The following is a 16,107-nucleotide window of genomic DNA, read 5'->3' as shown; positions in this document are numbered from 1 at the left end:
GCCCGAAACCGATGTAGGAGCAGCCTTGTGCTGCGAAGCGCCGCGCGGGCGGCGCTCGATTTACGCATCACACACTTATAAACCTGCAGGCAAAAAAAGGGGCGCCGACCAAGCGCCCCATAAGCCGTAAAGCACACAACAAATTCAGTTAGCGTCCAACAACGCCATCGCCTCGGCACTGCACGCCTCGATCCGTGCCCAGTCGCCGTTCTTGATCCAGCTGCTGTCGAGCATCCAGGTGCCACCCACGCACATCACATTGGGCAGCGCCATGTAGTTGCGCACATTGGCCGGGTTTACCCCGCCAGTCGGGCAGAAGCGAATGTCGCCAAACGGGCCGCCAAACGCCTTGATCGCCGCCACGCCACCGCTGATTTCCGCCGGGAACAGCTTGAACCGGCGATAGCCCAAGGCGTAGCCCATCATGATCTCGGACGGCGTACTGATACCCGGCAGCAGCGGGATATCGCTGTGCACACCGGCTTCGAGAATGTCCGGGGTGATGCCCGGGGTGACGACGAACTGCGCGCCAGCCGCTTCGACTGCCGCGAACATGCCGCGATCAAGCACAGTACCGGCACCAATGCACAACTCTGGGCGCTGCTCGCGCAGCACCTGAATGGCCTTCAGGCCGTGCTGGGAACGCAGGGTCACCTCAAGGGTACGAATGCCGCCCGCCGCCAAGGCGTCGGCCAGCGGCAGGATGTCTTCCTCACGGGCGATGGTGATCACCGGCAGGATGCGCGCCTTGTCGCAGATCGCGTCGATCCGGGCGGCTTTGTCGGCCATCGAGAGCAGAGTCTGTGGGCGTTCAAGGGTGGTCATGACAGTGGATCCTTGGCTCATGGGCACCAGTAGATGTCCAGGGGGTCGTGAAGAAAGGCGCGTATCGGCATTTCGGTAAGGTCTTGGCCAGCCAGCGCGGCGCGCAGGGTAGCGAGTTTGCCCTGGCCTTGCACGGACAGCGCAGTAAATGCGGCACTGGCCAGCAAGGCGCGGGTCATCGACAGGCGCTGGTGCGGCACGCTGGGCGCCAGCATCGGCAGGCAGCGACGGGTGCTGTTTGGGGCGAGGCCTTCGTCCAGGTTGGGGCTGTTCGGGAACAGCGAGGCGGTATGGCCGTCGTCACCCATGCCCAGCACCAACACGTCGATGGCAGGAAGGTCAGCCAGCGCCTGGTCGGCGTTGGCGGCGGCGCGCTCAAGATTTTCGGCCTGCTGATAAAGGCCCATGAAGCGTGCCTTGGCGGCCGCGCCCTTGAGCAGATGGCGGGCCAGCAGGCCGGCATTGCTGTCGGCATGCTCCACCGGCACCCAGCGCTCATCCGCGAGGCTCACGGTGACCTTCGACCAGTCCAGCGCCTCGGCGGCCAAGCGTTCGAGAAACGGCACTGGGCTGCGCCCACCGGACAACACCACGCAGGCCTGGCCTTTGGCGGTAATTGCCGCCCGCAGGCGCTCGGCCACATCCCGGGCCAGCGTTGCGGCCAGGGTCTTGGCATCCGCCAGTTCGTGCGCCTTCACCGCCGCCGGCAGTTGCAGTTCAGATATCGCCATACCACGCCCTCCCATCTCGTGTAATCAGTGCAATCGAGCTCATCGGCCCCCAGGAGCCCGCCGCGTAAGGCTTGGGCGCATCACCTGCGCTTTGCCAGCCGGCGATCAACTGGTCGCACCATTTCCAGGCATATTCGATTTCATCCTTGCGCACGAACAGGTTCTGGTTGCCACGCATCACCTCGAGCAACAGCCGTTCGTAGGCATCCGGAATCCGCGCGCTGCGCCAGGCATCGGAAAAATTCAGCTGCAACGGGCCGCTGCGCAGTTGCATGCCCTTGTCCAGGCCTTGTTCCTTGGTCATCACCCTTAAAGAAATACCTTCGTCCGGTTGCAAGCGGATGATCAGCTTGTTACCCACCTGCAATCGTTGTTCCGGGGCGAAGATGTAGTGCGGTGTTTCCTTGAAGTGGATGACGATCTGCGACAGCTTCTGCGGCATGCGCTTGCCGGTGCGCAGGTAGAACGGCACGCCCGACCAGCGCCAGTTGCGGATGTCGGCGCGCAGGGCAACGAACGTCTCGGTGTCGCTCTGCGCGTTGGCGTTGTCTTCTTCCAGGTAACCGGGCACCGGTTTGCCGTCGCTGTAACCGGCAATGTATTGGCCACGCACCACACGGGTGCTCAGCCCTTCGCCGGTGATCGGTGCCAAGGCCTTGAGCACCTTGACCTTCTCGTCGCGAATGCTGTCTGCCGAGAGTTCGCTGGGCGGGTCCATGGCGATCAGGCACAACAGCTGCAGCAGGTGGTTCTGGATCATGTCACGCAGCTGACCGGCCTTGTCGAAATAGCCCCAGCGGCCTTCGATGCCGACCTTTTCGGCCACGGTGATCTCCACATGGGAGATCGAATTCTGGTTCCACTGGGTTTCGAACAGGCTGTTGGCAAAGCGCAGCGCGATCAGGTTCTGCACCGTCTCCTTGCCCAGGTAGTGGTCAATGCGGTACACCCGGTTCTCGGGGAAGAACCGTGCCACGGCATCGTTGACCCGGCGCGACGACTCCAGGTCGTGGCCGATCGGTTTTTCCAGCACCACCCGGGTACGGGAGGCCAGGCCGGCTCTGTCGAGGTTCTCGCAGATGGCGCCATAAACGGCTGCCGCCGTGGCGAAATAAGCGATCAAGGGCAGCTCGCCTGGCAATTGCTCAGCCAGTGCCAGGTAGCCCTCGGGCTGGAGAAAATCCAGGTGCTGGTAGCTCAACCGACCGAGGAAGCGGCCCAGTGTCGCGGGCTCGAGGTCGGCGTCGGGGACATGCCGGCGCAAATGCGCTTCGATGGTGTTCAGGTGTTCCTGCGCACTGCCGCTCTCGCGGGCCAGCGCCAACAGACGCGTGTCCGGGTGCAGCAGGTCGGCGCGGTCGAGCTGGTAGAGCGCAGGAAACAGCTTGCGCAATGCCAGATCGCCCAGGGCGCCAAACAGGGCAAAGGTGCAAGGTTCGACACTGATCGCAGCCATGATGTTGGTTCTTTCCTAAAGTTGGTCTAGGAATACCGCTTTCACATACGGTTTTCAAGGGGTAATGTAGTAAAACTAACAACATTACCGACGAGTATTACAGACAAGTGGTGCGCCACACGCACCGACAGTACGATAGACGACCGTGCAAAAGGCCTGCTGCTCCGTCAGCCGGCTGTCTTCCCGACCCAAGGACACACCCATGGACCGCGTGCGAAACCTCCTGGAACAGATCCAGGGACGCCTCGACGAGCTGAACAAGGCCGAACGCAAAGTCGCCGAAGTCATCCTGCTCAACCCACAACAAGCCACCCGGTTCAGCATTGCTGCGCTGGCCCAGGCGGCCAAGGTCAGCGAACCGACCGTCAACCGCTTCTGCCGTTCGTTCGGCGTCAGCGGCTACCCCGAGCTCAAGCTGCAACTGGCGCAGAGCCTGGCCAGTGGCGCTGCCTATGTCAGCCGCGCGGTCGAGGCCGACGATGACCCTGCAGCCTACACCCAGAAAATTTTCGGCAGCGCCATCGCCTCGCTCGACAGTGCCTGCCAGCAACTCGACCCGCAGCAGGTCAGCCGCGCCGTGGACATGATGATCCAGGCCCGGCAGATCCACTTCTTCGGCCTGGGTGCCTCGGCCCCCGTGGCGCTGGATGCCCAGCACAAGTTCTTCCGCTTCAACCTGGCGGTGTCGGCCCACGCCGACGTGTTGATGCAACGCATGCTGGCCTCGGTGGCCCACACCGGCGACCTGTTCGTGATCATCTCCTACACCGGCCGCACCCGCGAGCTGGTCGAGGTGGCACGCGTGGCCCGCGAAAACGGCGCCTCGGTACTGGGCCTGACCGCTGCCGGCTCGCCACTGGCCCAGGCCTGCAGCCTGAGCCTGCACATTCCGTTGCCAGAAGACACCGACATCTACATGCCGATGACTTCGCGGATCATTCAGCTGACCGTGCTCGACGTGCTGGCCACCGGCATGACCCTGCGCCGCGGCGTGGACTTCCAGCCGCACCTGCGCAAGATCAAGGAAAGCCTCAACGCCAGCCGCTACCCGATCGAGGACGACGAGCTCAACTGAGCCGGTGCGCCTGCAAACGCAAGTGGGCACGCTGCCCCGGGGCCAGGCTCAGGCCCTCGCCACTGCCGCTGGCGGCTTCGACACAGACAAAGCCCAGGCACTCGCGACCGCTCACGCCCATCAGCGGGCGATTGCCGGGGTGCCAGACCACGGTATCGTCGCTGTCACCGGTATCGATGCACAGTTCCCGCTGCCAGGCCGGGTCCTGTAGCTGCACCCGCGGGGTGCCCGGGTACACTTTCTGGCAGCCGCCCTTGAGCTTCAGCGCGCCATCTTCGCGGCAGGCCTGGCGGTTCAGGCGGTCGTAACCTTCGATATCCTCAAGCCCAGACAGCGCTATCTCAGACACGTCACTGATACGCCAGTAAGCCAGCAGCGCATGGCTCAGCTGGCACGGTTCGCTGTCCTGGTGCTCGGTGCTCAGGCTCAGCTCCATACGGCTGCCAAGCCGCGCATGCAGGTCGACTTGCCAGTCGCACAGGTCCAGGCGCCACTTCAACGTCACGCCCTCTTCATCCTCGCGGCTGTCCACCAGCTTCCAGTCGAGCAGGCGCGCCCAGCCATGGGCCGGCCACAAGTCTTCGCTGGGGTGGCGGCCATACCAGGGCCAGCACACCGGCACACCGCCACGAATGGCCCCCACTTGTGGCCACTGTTCGGCGCACCACAGCCAGGGCCGTTCGCCGGCCGGTTGAAAGTGCAGCAACTGCGCCCCTTGCCGGCTGAATACCGCCTGGCAACGGGGGTGGTCGATGATCAGCACATCGCGCTGCTGGTAACGCTCCCACTCGAACGTCGGCCGGGGCCGTTGCGAGGAAAAGAAGCGATGTAGCGGATGTTCGGGCATGGTTCAGAGCTCTTGTTGTTTGAGATAGCGCTGTCTCGGCCTATCCCCGACAACCACTGCAAGCCAGTGGATGCCGGGAGCCGAAAATGGATTGGCGTAAATTTACAACAAATGCCCTCAGAATGACGACTGAATCTTCAAGCCCGCGACCAGCGCGTTATCCACCTCATCCACCCCACCGGGGCTCTTGATGTACTGAAGGTTCGGGCGCACGGTCAGCCAGTTGGTGACGTGGAAGCCGTAATAGAGCTCGGCGTTGTACTCGGTGCGCTGCAGCGGCACGAAGCCTGGGTTGTCGTAGTCGTTGATGCCGCTCTGGCCATTGAGCAGCTCGGCACGCCTCTTCACGTCGTCGTTGACGTGGATCCGCGCGACGCCAAAGCCGATGTCATCCTTGGGCCGAGCATCGAAGGCGCCCTTGTACACCAGGCCGACCTGCTGGTAGTTGTCGACCACGTTGGTGGCCTTGTCGTGCACGGTAAAGTTGGCGAACAGGCTGAGGCCACGGTTGACGTCACCGCCGTGGGCCGTGACCTGCTGCTGCGCCACCACCCACCAACCGTGCTTGCTCGAATGCGACTTGAAAGCGGCGCCGGTCAGGGCCTGGGGGTTGCCATTGACGTCGTCGTACACGTCGTCGGCCTTGGCCGTGCTGTAGTAGTAACCCAGGCGGTATTCACCCGGCAGGCCATTGACCTTGGGCGACCACACCGCCTCCACCGGCAGAATTGCACCCTTGGTGCCGCTGCCGCTGAGTTTGAAGCCGTTACCGGTTTCAAGGTTCGAGGGGTTTTGCTCGAAGGCGCCGACCTGGACGAAGAATTCCGGCGTGATGTTGTACTTGACCCGCAGCGCCCACTGGCTGACCGGCCAGTTGTACCAGATGCCACCCACCCAGTTGCCCACCTGTGAGCCGCAGAACGCCAGGTTCTGGAAGTCGCAGGGGAAGCTGTTGAAGTCCTCGCCTTCGCCGAAGCGGCCGAACTTGACGTCCAGCGCCCCGTCGAAGTACTTCTGCTTGACCCACATCTGCGTCAGCCGCCAGGTCTGGCCGCGCCCCCACACTTCCTGCACCGAGCTGAACTGCCCGGCACGCGGGTCGCTGATGCGGTCGTTGGACAGGTTGCGGCCGCTGCGCTCGGTGATCGCCAATTTGAATTCGGCATCGTGCCAACCAAGAATCTTCTGCAAGTCCAAGTGCGCGCCAAGGGCAAACTGGTCGCTGTAGCGCGCCGTCTTGTCGTCGTTGTAGCCGCCATTGAGGTTACCGGCCACTTCACCGACGTAGTCGAGGGTGAAGTCGTAGCCTTTTTCCAGCAGTTCGGTGCGGGTGCCGCCCCAGTCGCCGGTCATCCATTTTGACTCGCTGGAGAAAGCCTCGGCGGCCTGCGCCCCACTGCTGCCCACCACGGCAAGCAAGGCCAACGAGCCCAAGGTCTTGATGCGATTGCGCTGTTCCATCCCTTTGCGTCCTCTTTTTTCTTATTGATGGTGTAGACGATTCAACGGCTCTTGAAGTGAGTCACGTTGTCCTTCACTGAAGCGTTGGCGGTGTTCACGTCCAGGCGCTCACCGCTGGCGGCGTCGAACAGCAGCACCCGCGCCGGGTCGAATTGCAGGTTGAGGCTGTCGCCAACCCGGCACGCCACATCCGGGGCCAGGCGGCAGCAGACCTTGGTCTGGTTGAGGGTGACGAACACCAGCAGGTCAGGCCCGGTGGGCTCGGTCACCTGCACTTCGGCGCGAATGCCGGGCACGCCGTTGCCCTCCCCCGCGCCCAGCGCGATCTGCTCGGGGCGGATGCCGAGGATGATCTCGCGCCCGTCCAAGTCATCACTGGCCAGGCCCAAGGGCAGCTCACAGCGCGCCTGGCCGCTGTCGAGCAGGGCCAGCAGGCGCCCCTCTTGCCGGGCCAGGCGAGCTGGGATGAAGTTCATCGGCGGCGAGCCGATGAAGCTGGCGACGAACTGGTTGGCCGGGTCGTTGTAGACCTGCTGCGGGGTGCCGAACTGCTGAATGATGCCGTCCTTCATCACCGCCACTTTGTCGCCCAGGGTCATGGCTTCGATCTGGTCGTGGGTGACGTACACCGTGGTGGTTTTCAGGCGCTGGTGCATCAGTTTCATTTCGGTGCGCATCTCGACCCGCAGCTTGGCGTCGAGGTTGGAAAGCGGTTCGTCAAACAGGTAGATCTTCGGCCGCCGCGCCAGCGCCCGACCCATGGCCACACGCTGCTGCTGGCCACCGGACAACTGCGCCGGCTTGCGCGCCAGCAGGTGCTCGATCTGCAGCAGCTTGGCCACCCGCGCCACCTCTTCGTCGATGGCGGCCTGGGGCATCTTGCGAATCTTCAGGCCAAACTCGATGTTCTCGCGCACGCTCATGGTTGGGTACAGCGCGTAGGACTGGAACACCATGGCGATGTCCCGGTCCTTGGGGCTCATGCCGCTGACGTCCTGGTCATCGATGAGGATCGCGCCGCCGCTGATGTGCTCGAGGCCGGCGATGCAGTTCATCAAGGTCGACTTGCCACAGCCCGAAGGGCCGACCAGGATCAGGAACTCGCCGTCCTTGATCGACAACTGGATGTCCTTGAGGGTGTCCGGCAGGCCGCTGCCGTAGGTCTTGTTCACATTGCGAAGTTCAAGCGTTGCCATGACTTACCCCTTGACGGCGCCGGCGGTGAGGCCGCGGACGAAATACTTGCCTGCCACCACATAGACCAGCAGGGTTGGCAGGCCGGCGATCATCGCCGCCGCCATGTCGACGTTGTATTCCTTAGCCCCGGTGCTGGTGTTGACCAGGTTGTTGAGGGCCACGGTGATCGGTTGCGAGTCGCCGCTGGAGAACACCACGCCGAACAGGAAGTCGTTCCAGATTTGGGTGAACTGCCAGATCAGGCAGACCATGATGATCGGTGTCGACATCGGCAGGATGATGCGGCGGAAAATGGTGAAGAACCCGGCACCGTCCAGGCGCGCGGCCTTGACCAGCGCATCGGGGATGCTCACGTAGAAGTTGCGGAAGAACAGCGTGGTGAAGGCCAGGCCGTAGACCACGTGCACCAGCACCAGGCCACCGGTGGTGCTGGCCAGGCCGAGCTTGCCGAGGGTGAACGAGGCTGGCAGCAGCACGGTCTGGAACGGCAGGAAGCAGCCGAACAACAGCAAACCGAAGAACAGCTGCGAACCGCGAAAGCGCCACATCGACAACACATAGCCATTCAGCGCGCCAATGGCCGTGGAGATCAGCACCGCCGGTACGGTGATCAAGATCGAGTTCCAGAAGTAACCGCTGACGGTGCCCCAGGCCTTGACCCAGCCAATGCCGCTGACCACCGTCGGCCAGCTCAGCAGGTTGCCGGTGCTGATGTCTTCCGGGGTTTTGAAGCTGGTCAGCAGCATTACCACCAGCGGTACCAGGTACAGCACGACGGCAAGCAGCAGTACCGCGTGGATGGCCAGGCGGCCGAGGCTCAGCGCCGGTTTGTCGGCAGGGCTATGCATGGCGTTTGCTCCGCAGCTCCGAGTACAGGTAAGGCACGAGGATCGCCAGGATCGCCCCGAGCATTAGGATGGCGCTGGCCGAGCCCATGCCCATCTGGCCGCGGCTGAAGGTGAATGAATACATGAACATCGCCGGCAGGTCGGAAGAGTACCCCGGGCCACCGGCGGTCATCGCCGCCACCAGGTCGAAGCTCTTGATGGCGATGTGCGAGAGGATCATCAGCGCGCTGAAAAACACCGGGCGCAGGCTTGGCAGCACCACGGTCCAGTAGATGCGCGGCAGGCTGGCGCCGTCCATCTGGGCGGCGCGGATGATCGACTGATCGACGCCACGCAGGCCGGCCAGGAACATCGCCATGATGAAGCCCGAGGCCTGCCATACCGCGGCAATCACCAGGCAGTACACCACCCGGTCAGGGTCGATCAGCCAGTCCAGGCGAAAACCTTCCCAGCCCCAGTCGCGCAGCAGTTTGTCCAGGCCCATGCCAGGGTTGAGTAGCCACTTCCAAGCGGTGCCGGTGACGATCATCGACAGGGCCATGGGGTACAAATAAATCGTGCGGATGAAGCCTTCGCGGCGGATGCGCTGGTCCAGCAGCACCGCCAGCAACACGCCGATGGCCAGGCTGATGGCGATGAACAGGCCGCCGAACAGCAGCAGGTTCTTGCTCGCCACCCACCAGCGGTCGTTATCGAACAGCCGCGCATACTGCGCCAGGCCCGCCCACTTGTAGGTGGGCAAGAACGTCGAGGTGGTGAACGACAGCACGAAGGTCCACAGGATGTAGCCGTAGAAGCCGACCAGGACGATGAACATGCTCGGTGCCAGTACCAGCTTGGGTAGCCAGCGCTGGAGAGCGTCCAGGGGTGAGGCCCGCAGTTGGGCGGTGGTTGTGGTCATGGTTGATCCCCATTTGGATAACGACGCGTACCCCTGTAGGAGCAGCCTTGTGCTGCGAAGAGGCCAGTGAAGTCACAGCAATCTTCAGCGCTGGTACCGGCCTCTTCGCAGCACAAGGCTGCTCCTACAGACGAGGCCTCTTCGCAGCGCGGGGCTGCTCCTACAGATGAATTACTGGGCGGCCTTGATCGCCGCTGCCAGCTTCTTCGCCGCGTCGGCCGGATCGGCCTTGGGGTCGTTGATGTAGTTGGTCACCACATCGAAGAAGGCGCCCTGCACGGCCAGCGTGGTGGCCATGTTGTGCGCCATGCTCGGCTGCAGGCCGCCGGTCTTGGCGTCGGCCAGGAAGTCCTTGGCCGAGGTCTGGGCGCAGGCGTCGAAGCCGTACGCGCTCATGTCGGCGAGCATGTCGTTACGCACCGGGATCGAGCCTTTGTTGGTGCTGAACACCTTCTGGAAGTCCGTACCCAGCACCTTCCTGGCGATGTCCTGCTGGCCGGCCGCCGTGCCGAGGTCCTTTTGCTTGAACACCACCAGCGAGTCGATGTTGTACAGGAAGCCATTGCTCGTGCCGGGGAACGGCACGCACTGATAGTCCTTGCCCGCGACCTTGTTGGCCAAGGTCCACTCGCTCTTGGCCCAGTCACCCATGATCTGCATGCCGGCCTTGCCGTTGATGACCTTGTTCGCCTCCAGGTTCCAGTCCTGGCCTTTGCCGTCAGGGTCCATGTAGGTGGCGATCTTCTTCAGCTCGGTCAACGCCTTGATCATGTCCGGGCCGGTCAGTGTGGCGTTGTCCAGGTCGACCATGGCCTTCTTGTAGCCTTCCACGCCCATCACCGACAGCGCCACGCTTTCGAAGACAGTGCTGTCCTGCCACGGCTGGCCACCGTGGGCGAGCGGGATGAAGCCGGCCGCATTGAGCTTGTCGGCGGCGGCGTAGAATTCGTCGAGGGTCGCGGGCGCTTTTTCGATGCCGGCCTTTTTGAAGACCTCGGGGTTGATCCACAGCCAGTTGGTGCGGTGGATGTTGACCGGCACCGCGACGTAGTCGCCCTCGTACTTGACGACGTTAGCGACTTTTTGGTCGAGCAGGCTGTCCCATTTTTCGTTCTTGGCCACGTCCTTCAGCACGTCGCTGTCGAGCAGGCCGGTCGCGGCCCAGTCCTGGATATCGGGGCCTTTGATCTGCGCGACGCCTGGCGGGTTGCCGGCCACCGCGCGGCTTTTCAGCACGGTCATGGCCGTGGCACCGCCACCGCCGGCAACTGCGCCGTCCTTCCAGGTAAAACCGTCTTTCTCGACTTGCGCCTTGAGCACATCGACAGCGGCCTTTTCACCACCGGAGGTCCACCAGTGCACGACCTCGACATTGCCTTTGGCATCGGCAGCGAGGGCGCTGAGCGGGAACAGAGAAGCGAGGGAAATCGCGGCAGCGAGACGGAGCGTGGAATTCATCGAAGCACCTTTCTTGTTGTTATGCCGTGCAAGTCGGTCGCTTGCGTTGCATGCAGTCTAAGCGGCGTGGCCGACGCGCCAGGTAACGAAGCGATGCGCGAATGTCATCGTTTGGTGACATTCGCGGGGATACCCGCACGCACGCTCATTCCAGCCCTCGCGGCAGATATAACGTGACCCGCAAACCACCCTCGCGCAGGTTGAGCAAGCTCACTTCACCGCCATGGCTATGGGCGATGTTGCGCGCAATCCCCAAGCCCAACCCGTACCCCTGCTGCTGCCCGGCCAGCCTGAAGTGCGGCTCGAACACCTGCTCCATCTGCTGCTGCGGCACCCCCGGCCCGTGGTCATCGACCTGCAGGACAAAGCCCTCGGCGCTGTCGATGACCCGCAACCGCGCGCGCTCGCCGTACTTGATGGCGTTGTCGATCAGGTTGCCGATGCAGCGGCGCAACGCCAGCGGCTTGCCCGGGTAGGGCGCCAGCGCTTGGCCCTCCACCGTGATGCGGCCATCGCCAAGGTAAGGCTCAGCCAGGATGTCCAGCACCTGGTTAAGGTCGACCGGCTCGATGTTCTCGTGGATATCGGTGTCTTTCACACACTGCAACGCGCCTTTGACCAACAGCTCCAGCTCATCCAGGTCCTGGCTGAACTTGGCCTGCAGGCGCTCGTCTTCCAGCAGTTCGACGCGCAGGCGCAAGCGCGTGATGGGCGTGCGCAGGTCATGGGAAATAGCGCTGAACAGCTGGCTGCGTTCGGTCAGGTAGCGGCTGATACGCTCGCGCATGCTGTTGAAGGCCCGGCCGACTTCAACCACCTCGCTGCCCCCGCCCTCGGCCACGGGGGCCACATCGGCGCCCAGCGACAACTCCCGCGCAGCGCGCGCCAGGCGCTTGAGTGGCCAGCTTTGCCAGTGCACCAACAGGCCGATGAACAGCAACAGCAAGGCGGTGGTGAGCACGATGAAACCGATCTGCTGGCGGGGCAGGCGCTCGGCCTCAAGGCCGGTGTAGGGCTCGGGCAGCAGCGAGGCGATGTACAGCCACTCACCCTCGCCCAGGCGGATCTGCGTCACCAGTACGGGGGGGTTGAGCGGCTCTAGGGTCAGCGAATAATGCGCCCAGGAACGTGGCAGCTCATCGAGTTTCAGGCCGCTGTTGAAAATGCGCAGGTCATCGGGGGCGACGAACGCCACGCTGACTTCCATCTGCGGCCCCAAGCGTTCGTGCAGCACCTGCTGGAACACCTCGATCACCGCCTGCTTGCGTGGGGTGACGGGCAGCACCGGCATGTCCAGCGGCTTGTCGTTGAGCGACACGAAAAAGCGCGTGCCACCCATGCTGCGCAGTTGGTCGAGCACCATCGGCCGGTAGGCCACGGGCAGCGAGCGGAAGTAGCTGACGCTGGCACTCATCGAATGGGCCAGGCTGCTGGCACTGGCGCGCAGGCCTTGTAACTGGCTGGCACGCAATTGAGCGACCCAGATGACGCTGGACAAGCCTTGGGCCAGCAGCACCACCAGCAAGGTGAGCAGCAGCATGCGCCCCAGCAGCGAGCGAGGCAGCAGGCGCCAGCGCCGCTCAGGAAGCGCAGCAGACATGGGCAGCCAGCAGGTAGCCACTGCCGCGCACGGTGCGGATCAGCCGTGGTGGTTTTTCGGTGTCGCGCAGACGCTGGCGCAGGCGGCTGACCGCCATGTCGACGATACGGTCCAACGGCATCGGTTCACGCCCCCGGGTGGCATTGCCGATGGTGTCGCGGTCGAGGATTTGCTGGGGGTGATCGAGAAACAGTTTCAGCAGGGCGAAATCGGCACCCGACAGGATCACCTCTTCGCCATCGCGGTGAAACAGGCGGTGGCTGACCGTGTCCAGGCGCCAGTCATCGAAGGCCAGCACGGCGCTGCTCGGCGCCGCCTGGCCGAACTCGGCTCGGCGCAGCAAGGCCTTGATCCGCGCCTGCAGTTCACGCGGGCTGAACGGTTTGCCGAGGTAGTCGTCGGCGCCCAGTTCCAGGCCGATGACCCGGTCGGCTTCGTCAGAGCTGGCGGTGAGCATGATGATCGGCACCCGCGCTTGACGCGGGTGTTGACGCACCCAGCGGCACAGGCTGAAGCCATCTTCATCGGGCAGCATCACATCGAGAATGACCAGGTCGCAGGGCGTGCTTTCCAGGGCCTGACGAAAGCCGCGCCCGTCGGCCTCGGCGTGTACCTGGAAGCCGGAGCGGCTCAGGTAGGTTTGCAGCAGTTCGCGGATTTCCTGGTCGTCGTCGACCATCAGGATCGATTTTCCGGCAGTGCTCAAGATGGTCCGTCCTCTTGTTGTGTGCAGGTCTTTTTGCCTGCTGTCGGGTAGTGCCATTGGGGCTGCTTTGCAGCCCTTCGCAGCACAAGGCTGCTCCTACAGGAACCACGCCATGAATGATCCAGCGCCATCCTGTAGGAGCAGCCTTGTGCTGCGAAGGGCCGCAAGCGGCCACATCAGTGATCCAGCGCCTGCTGCAAAGCCACCCCGGCCCCCAGCAGCCCCGAAAATTCCGCCGTCACCAACCACACCGGCACCCCGGCAAAATACCCACTCATGCAGCCCTTGTCGGCAAAGCTCGTGGCAAACCCACTGCGCAGGAACAGCTCGGCAAACCGAGGGATCACCCCGCCGACAATATAAACCCCACCGCGCGCGCCCAAGGTCAGCACATTGTTACCCGCCACGCGGCCCAGGAAGCGGCAGAACTGCTCGACCACCGCCAACGCCCGCGGCTCACCGCCCAGGGCGGCATCGGTAATCTGCGCCGGGGTCTTGTGGCGCGGTGTGTCGCCATCCAGCGCGCACAGGGCTTGATACAAGCGCACCAGGCCTGCGCCACTGAGCACGGTCTCGGCACTGACATGGCCAATCTGGCTGTGAATCTGTTGGTGGATCGCGGCCTCGCGGGCATTGCCCACCGGCAGGTCGACATGCCCACCTTCGCCGGGTAGCGCCTGCCAGTGCTGCTCGCCAAGGCGCAGCAGGCTGCCAACACCCAGCCCGGTGCCGGGCCCGATTACCAGCGCAGGCCGCAGCGGGTCGGCATGGCCAGGGCACACCTCGTGAAACTCGCCCGCTTGCAGGCGGGTCATGCCCAGCGCCATGGCCGAAAAGTCGTTGATCAGCATCAGCCGCTCGACCTGCAGCGTGTTGCAGAACGCACGGCGGCTCAGGCGCCAATGGTTGTTGGTGAAGCGAAACTCATCGCCATCGACCGGCCCGGCTACTGCCAGGCACACCGCCGACAGGCCACCCCGGGCAATGCCCTGATCCTTCAGGTAGGCCTCGATGGCCTGCTCGGGGCTTGTGTAGTCCGCGGTGGCGAATACCTTCACCTGGTACAGCTGGTTGTCACGCCACAACGCAAAACGGGCATTGGTGCCACCGATGTCGCCAACCAGCAAGTCCTTCATTTGAGGTTCTCCAAAGCCGAGGTAAAGGCGCTGGCGCCCTGCTCGGCCGGGCTGAACGCCATGCGCATGAAGCCGAACAGCTCGCGCCCACAGCCCAGGTCATTGCCTTGGGGGGCGGGTGGCAGGTCACGGCTGGCCAGCTCTTCGGCCGATACCTTCACCTGCAGCGTGCCGGCGACGCCATCGACCCGCACGATATCACCCTCGCGCACGCGTGCCAGCGGGCCGCCATCGTAGGCTTCGGGGCACACGTGGATGGCGGCCGGGATCTTGCCCGACGCGCCCGACATGCGCCCGTCGGTCACCAGCGCCACCTTGTAGCCGCGGTCCTGCAGCACGCCCAAAAACGGCGTCAGCTTGTGCAGCTCGGGCATGCCGTTGCAACGCGGCCCCTGGAAACGCACCACGGCGACGAAGTCGCGCTCCAGTTCACCGGCCTTGAAGGCATCGGCCAGCGACTGCTGGTCGTGGAAGATCCGCGCCGGGGCCTCGACCACCTGGTGTTCGGGGGCAACGGCGGAGACTTTCATCACCCCACGCCCCAGGTTGCCTTCCATCACCCGCAGGCCGCCTTCGGCCGAGAACGGCCGCGACGCTGGGCGCAGGATGCTTTCGTCCAGGCTCTGCGTCGGCCCTTCTCGCCAGACCAGTTTGCCGTTGTCGAGGAACGGCTCTTGGGTATAACGGCGCAAGCCATGGCCTGCCACGGTGTTGACGTCTTCGTGCAGCAAGCCGGCATCGAGCAGCTCGCGAATCAGGAAAGCCATACCGCCGGCGGCCTGGAAGTGGTTGATGTCGGCCTTGCCGTTGGGGTAGACGTGAGACAGCGTCGGCACCACTTCGGACAGGTCGGCCATGTCTTGCCAGGTCAACTGGATGCCTGCCGCCTGGGCGATCGCCGGCATGTGCAAGGTGTGGTTAGTGGAGCCGCCGGTGGCGTGCAAGGCGACGATCGAGTTGACCAGTGCCTTCTCGTCGACGATCTCGCCCAGCGGCATGAAGCTGCCACTGGCCTTGGTCATGCGCGTGACCTGCTGCGCCGCCTCGGCGGTGAGCGCATCACGCAACGGCGTGTAAGGGTTGACGAACGAGGCGCCCGGCAGGTGCAGCCCCATCACTTCCATCACCAACTGGTTGGTGTTGGCGGTGCCGTAGAAGGTGCAGGTGCCTGGGCTGTGGTACGAGTTCATCTCCGATTCCAGCAGTTCTTCGCGGCTGGCCTTGCCTTCAGCGTAGCGCTGGCGCACATCGGCCTTCTGCTTGTTGGAGATGCCCGACAGCATCGGGCCACCTGGCACGAAAATGGTCGGCAAGTGCCCGAAGCGCAGCGCACCCATCATCAGGCCGGGGACGATCTTGTCGCAGATGCCGAGCATCAGCGCGGCGTCGAACATGTTGTGCGACAGGGCAACAGCGGTGGACATGGCGATCACTTCACGGCTGGCAATGGCCAGCTCCATGCCCGGCTCGCCCTGGGTCACGCCATCGCACATGGCCGGTACCCCGCCGGCGAACTGGCCAACCGAGCCGACTTCGCGCAGGGCCTGTTTGATCTGTTCGGGGAAGTGCTGGTACGGCTGGTGGGCCGAGAGCATGTCGTTGTAGGCGGAGACGATGGCGACGTTGGCCGCGTTCATCAGGCGCAGGCTCTGCTTGTCCTGCGCGCCGCAACCGGCGACGCCGTGGGCGAAGTTGGCGCACTGCAGGCTGGCACGCATGGGTCCGTCACTGGCCGCGCCGCGAATCAGCTGCAGGTAGCGTTCACGGGTGGCACGGCTGCGTTCGACCAGCCGTTGTGTGACCTCAAGGATGCGCGGGTGCATGTACTGGACTCCAGGCTAACTGTAGGGGCGGCTTACCAGGCAT

Annotated in this window: 14 protein-coding genes; 1 reads left to right on the top strand and 13 read right to left on the bottom strand. The window is 63.9% G+C overall.

Going from position 1 to position 16,107, the window contains the following annotated elements; all coding sequences use genetic code 11:
- Positions 1–144 precede the first annotated feature (144 nt).
- From LOY53_RS05130 to zwf, 3 genes are read right to left on the bottom strand one after another with little or no spacing between them, the layout of a single operon-like run.
- Complete coding sequence (locus LOY53_RS05130) at positions 145–825, bottom strand: bifunctional 4-hydroxy-2-oxoglutarate aldolase/2-dehydro-3-deoxy-phosphogluconate aldolase (RefSeq protein ID WP_258703675.1); 681 nt, start codon at positions 823–825, stop codon at positions 145–147.
- A 17-nt stretch (positions 826–842) separates the two neighbouring features.
- Positions 843–1,556: a 6-phosphogluconolactonase gene (gene pgl / locus LOY53_RS05125; RefSeq protein ID WP_258703674.1), complete on the bottom strand. Its 714-nt coding sequence runs from the start codon at positions 1,554–1,556 to the stop codon at positions 843–845.
- Positions 1,543–3,012 (bottom strand): glucose-6-phosphate dehydrogenase, encoded by a 1,470-nt coding sequence (zwf, locus tag LOY53_RS05120; RefSeq protein WP_252826865.1) that lies wholly within the window; start codon positions 3,010–3,012, stop codon positions 1,543–1,545. The genes pgl and zwf overlap by 14 nt, the downstream gene beginning before the upstream one ends.
- Before the next feature lie 211 nt (positions 3,013–3,223).
- On the opposite strand from zwf, the gene hexR reads away from it, so the two are divergent.
- A complete protein-coding gene (gene hexR, locus LOY53_RS05115) occupies positions 3,224–4,087 on the top strand; it encodes a DNA-binding transcriptional regulator HexR (RefSeq protein WP_172960401.1) in 864 nt (287 codons plus the stop codon).
- Here the strand turns inward: hexR and LOY53_RS05110 are convergent.
- From LOY53_RS05110 to edd, 10 genes are all read right to left on the bottom strand, one after another.
- Positions 4,080–4,934: a D-hexose-6-phosphate mutarotase gene (locus tag LOY53_RS05110; RefSeq protein ID WP_027595669.1), complete on the bottom strand. Its 855-nt coding sequence runs from the start codon at positions 4,932–4,934 to the stop codon at positions 4,080–4,082. The genes hexR and LOY53_RS05110 overlap by 8 nt on opposite strands.
- Positions 4,935–5,051: 117 nt before the next feature.
- The gene (locus tag LOY53_RS05105; RefSeq protein WP_258703673.1) at positions 5,052–6,395 is read right to left on the bottom strand and encodes a carbohydrate porin; all 1,344 of its coding nucleotides are present in this window, start codon (positions 6,393–6,395) and stop codon (positions 5,052–5,054) included.
- Between the two features lie 41 nt (positions 6,396–6,436).
- Positions 6,437–7,591, bottom strand: coding sequence for an ABC transporter ATP-binding protein (locus LOY53_RS05100; protein WP_252826863.1), 1,155 nt, complete (start codon positions 7,589–7,591; stop codon positions 6,437–6,439).
- 3 nt (positions 7,592–7,594) lie between these two features.
- Positions 7,595–8,440, bottom strand: coding sequence for a carbohydrate ABC transporter permease (locus LOY53_RS05095; protein WP_099428424.1), 846 nt, complete (start codon positions 8,438–8,440; stop codon positions 7,595–7,597).
- Positions 8,433–9,341: a carbohydrate ABC transporter permease gene (locus LOY53_RS05090; RefSeq protein ID WP_027595665.1), complete on the bottom strand. Its 909-nt coding sequence runs from the start codon at positions 9,339–9,341 to the stop codon at positions 8,433–8,435. The genes LOY53_RS05095 and LOY53_RS05090 overlap by 8 nt, the downstream gene beginning before the upstream one ends.
- 171 nt (positions 9,342–9,512) lie before the next feature.
- Positions 9,513–10,799 carry an ABC transporter substrate-binding protein gene (locus LOY53_RS05085; RefSeq protein WP_258703672.1) on the bottom strand — a complete coding sequence of 429 codons (1,287 nt, stop codon included), beginning with the start codon at positions 10,797–10,799 and terminating at the stop codon, positions 9,513–9,515.
- A gap of 145 nt (positions 10,800–10,944) precedes the next feature.
- Positions 10,945–12,399 (bottom strand): ATP-binding protein, encoded by a 1,455-nt coding sequence (locus LOY53_RS05080; RefSeq protein WP_027595663.1) that lies wholly within the window; start codon positions 12,397–12,399, stop codon positions 10,945–10,947.
- Complete coding sequence (gene gltR / locus LOY53_RS05075; protein WP_258703671.1) at positions 12,380–13,105, bottom strand: two-component system response regulator GltR; 726 nt, start codon at positions 13,103–13,105, stop codon at positions 12,380–12,382. Before gltR ends, LOY53_RS05080 begins: the two co-directional genes overlap by 20 nt.
- Before the next feature lie 176 nt (positions 13,106–13,281).
- On the bottom strand, positions 13,282–14,241 hold the full coding sequence (locus LOY53_RS05070) for a glucokinase (protein WP_099453041.1): 960 nt from the start codon (positions 14,239–14,241) through the stop codon (positions 13,282–13,284).
- A complete protein-coding gene (gene edd / locus LOY53_RS05065) occupies positions 14,238–16,064 on the bottom strand; it encodes a phosphogluconate dehydratase (RefSeq protein WP_258703670.1) in 1,827 nt (608 codons plus the stop codon). Before edd ends, LOY53_RS05070 begins: the two co-directional genes overlap by 4 nt.
- Positions 16,065–16,107 lie beyond the last annotated feature (43 nt).

It is taken from the genome of Pseudomonas sp. B21-031, assembly GCF_024748985.1.
GTDB lineage: Bacteria > Pseudomonadota > Gammaproteobacteria > Pseudomonadales > Pseudomonadaceae > Aquipseudomonas > Aquipseudomonas kermanshahensis.
Note: the sequence above shows the minus strand (reverse complement) of the source record. Positions and strands in the feature narration are given on the sequence as shown.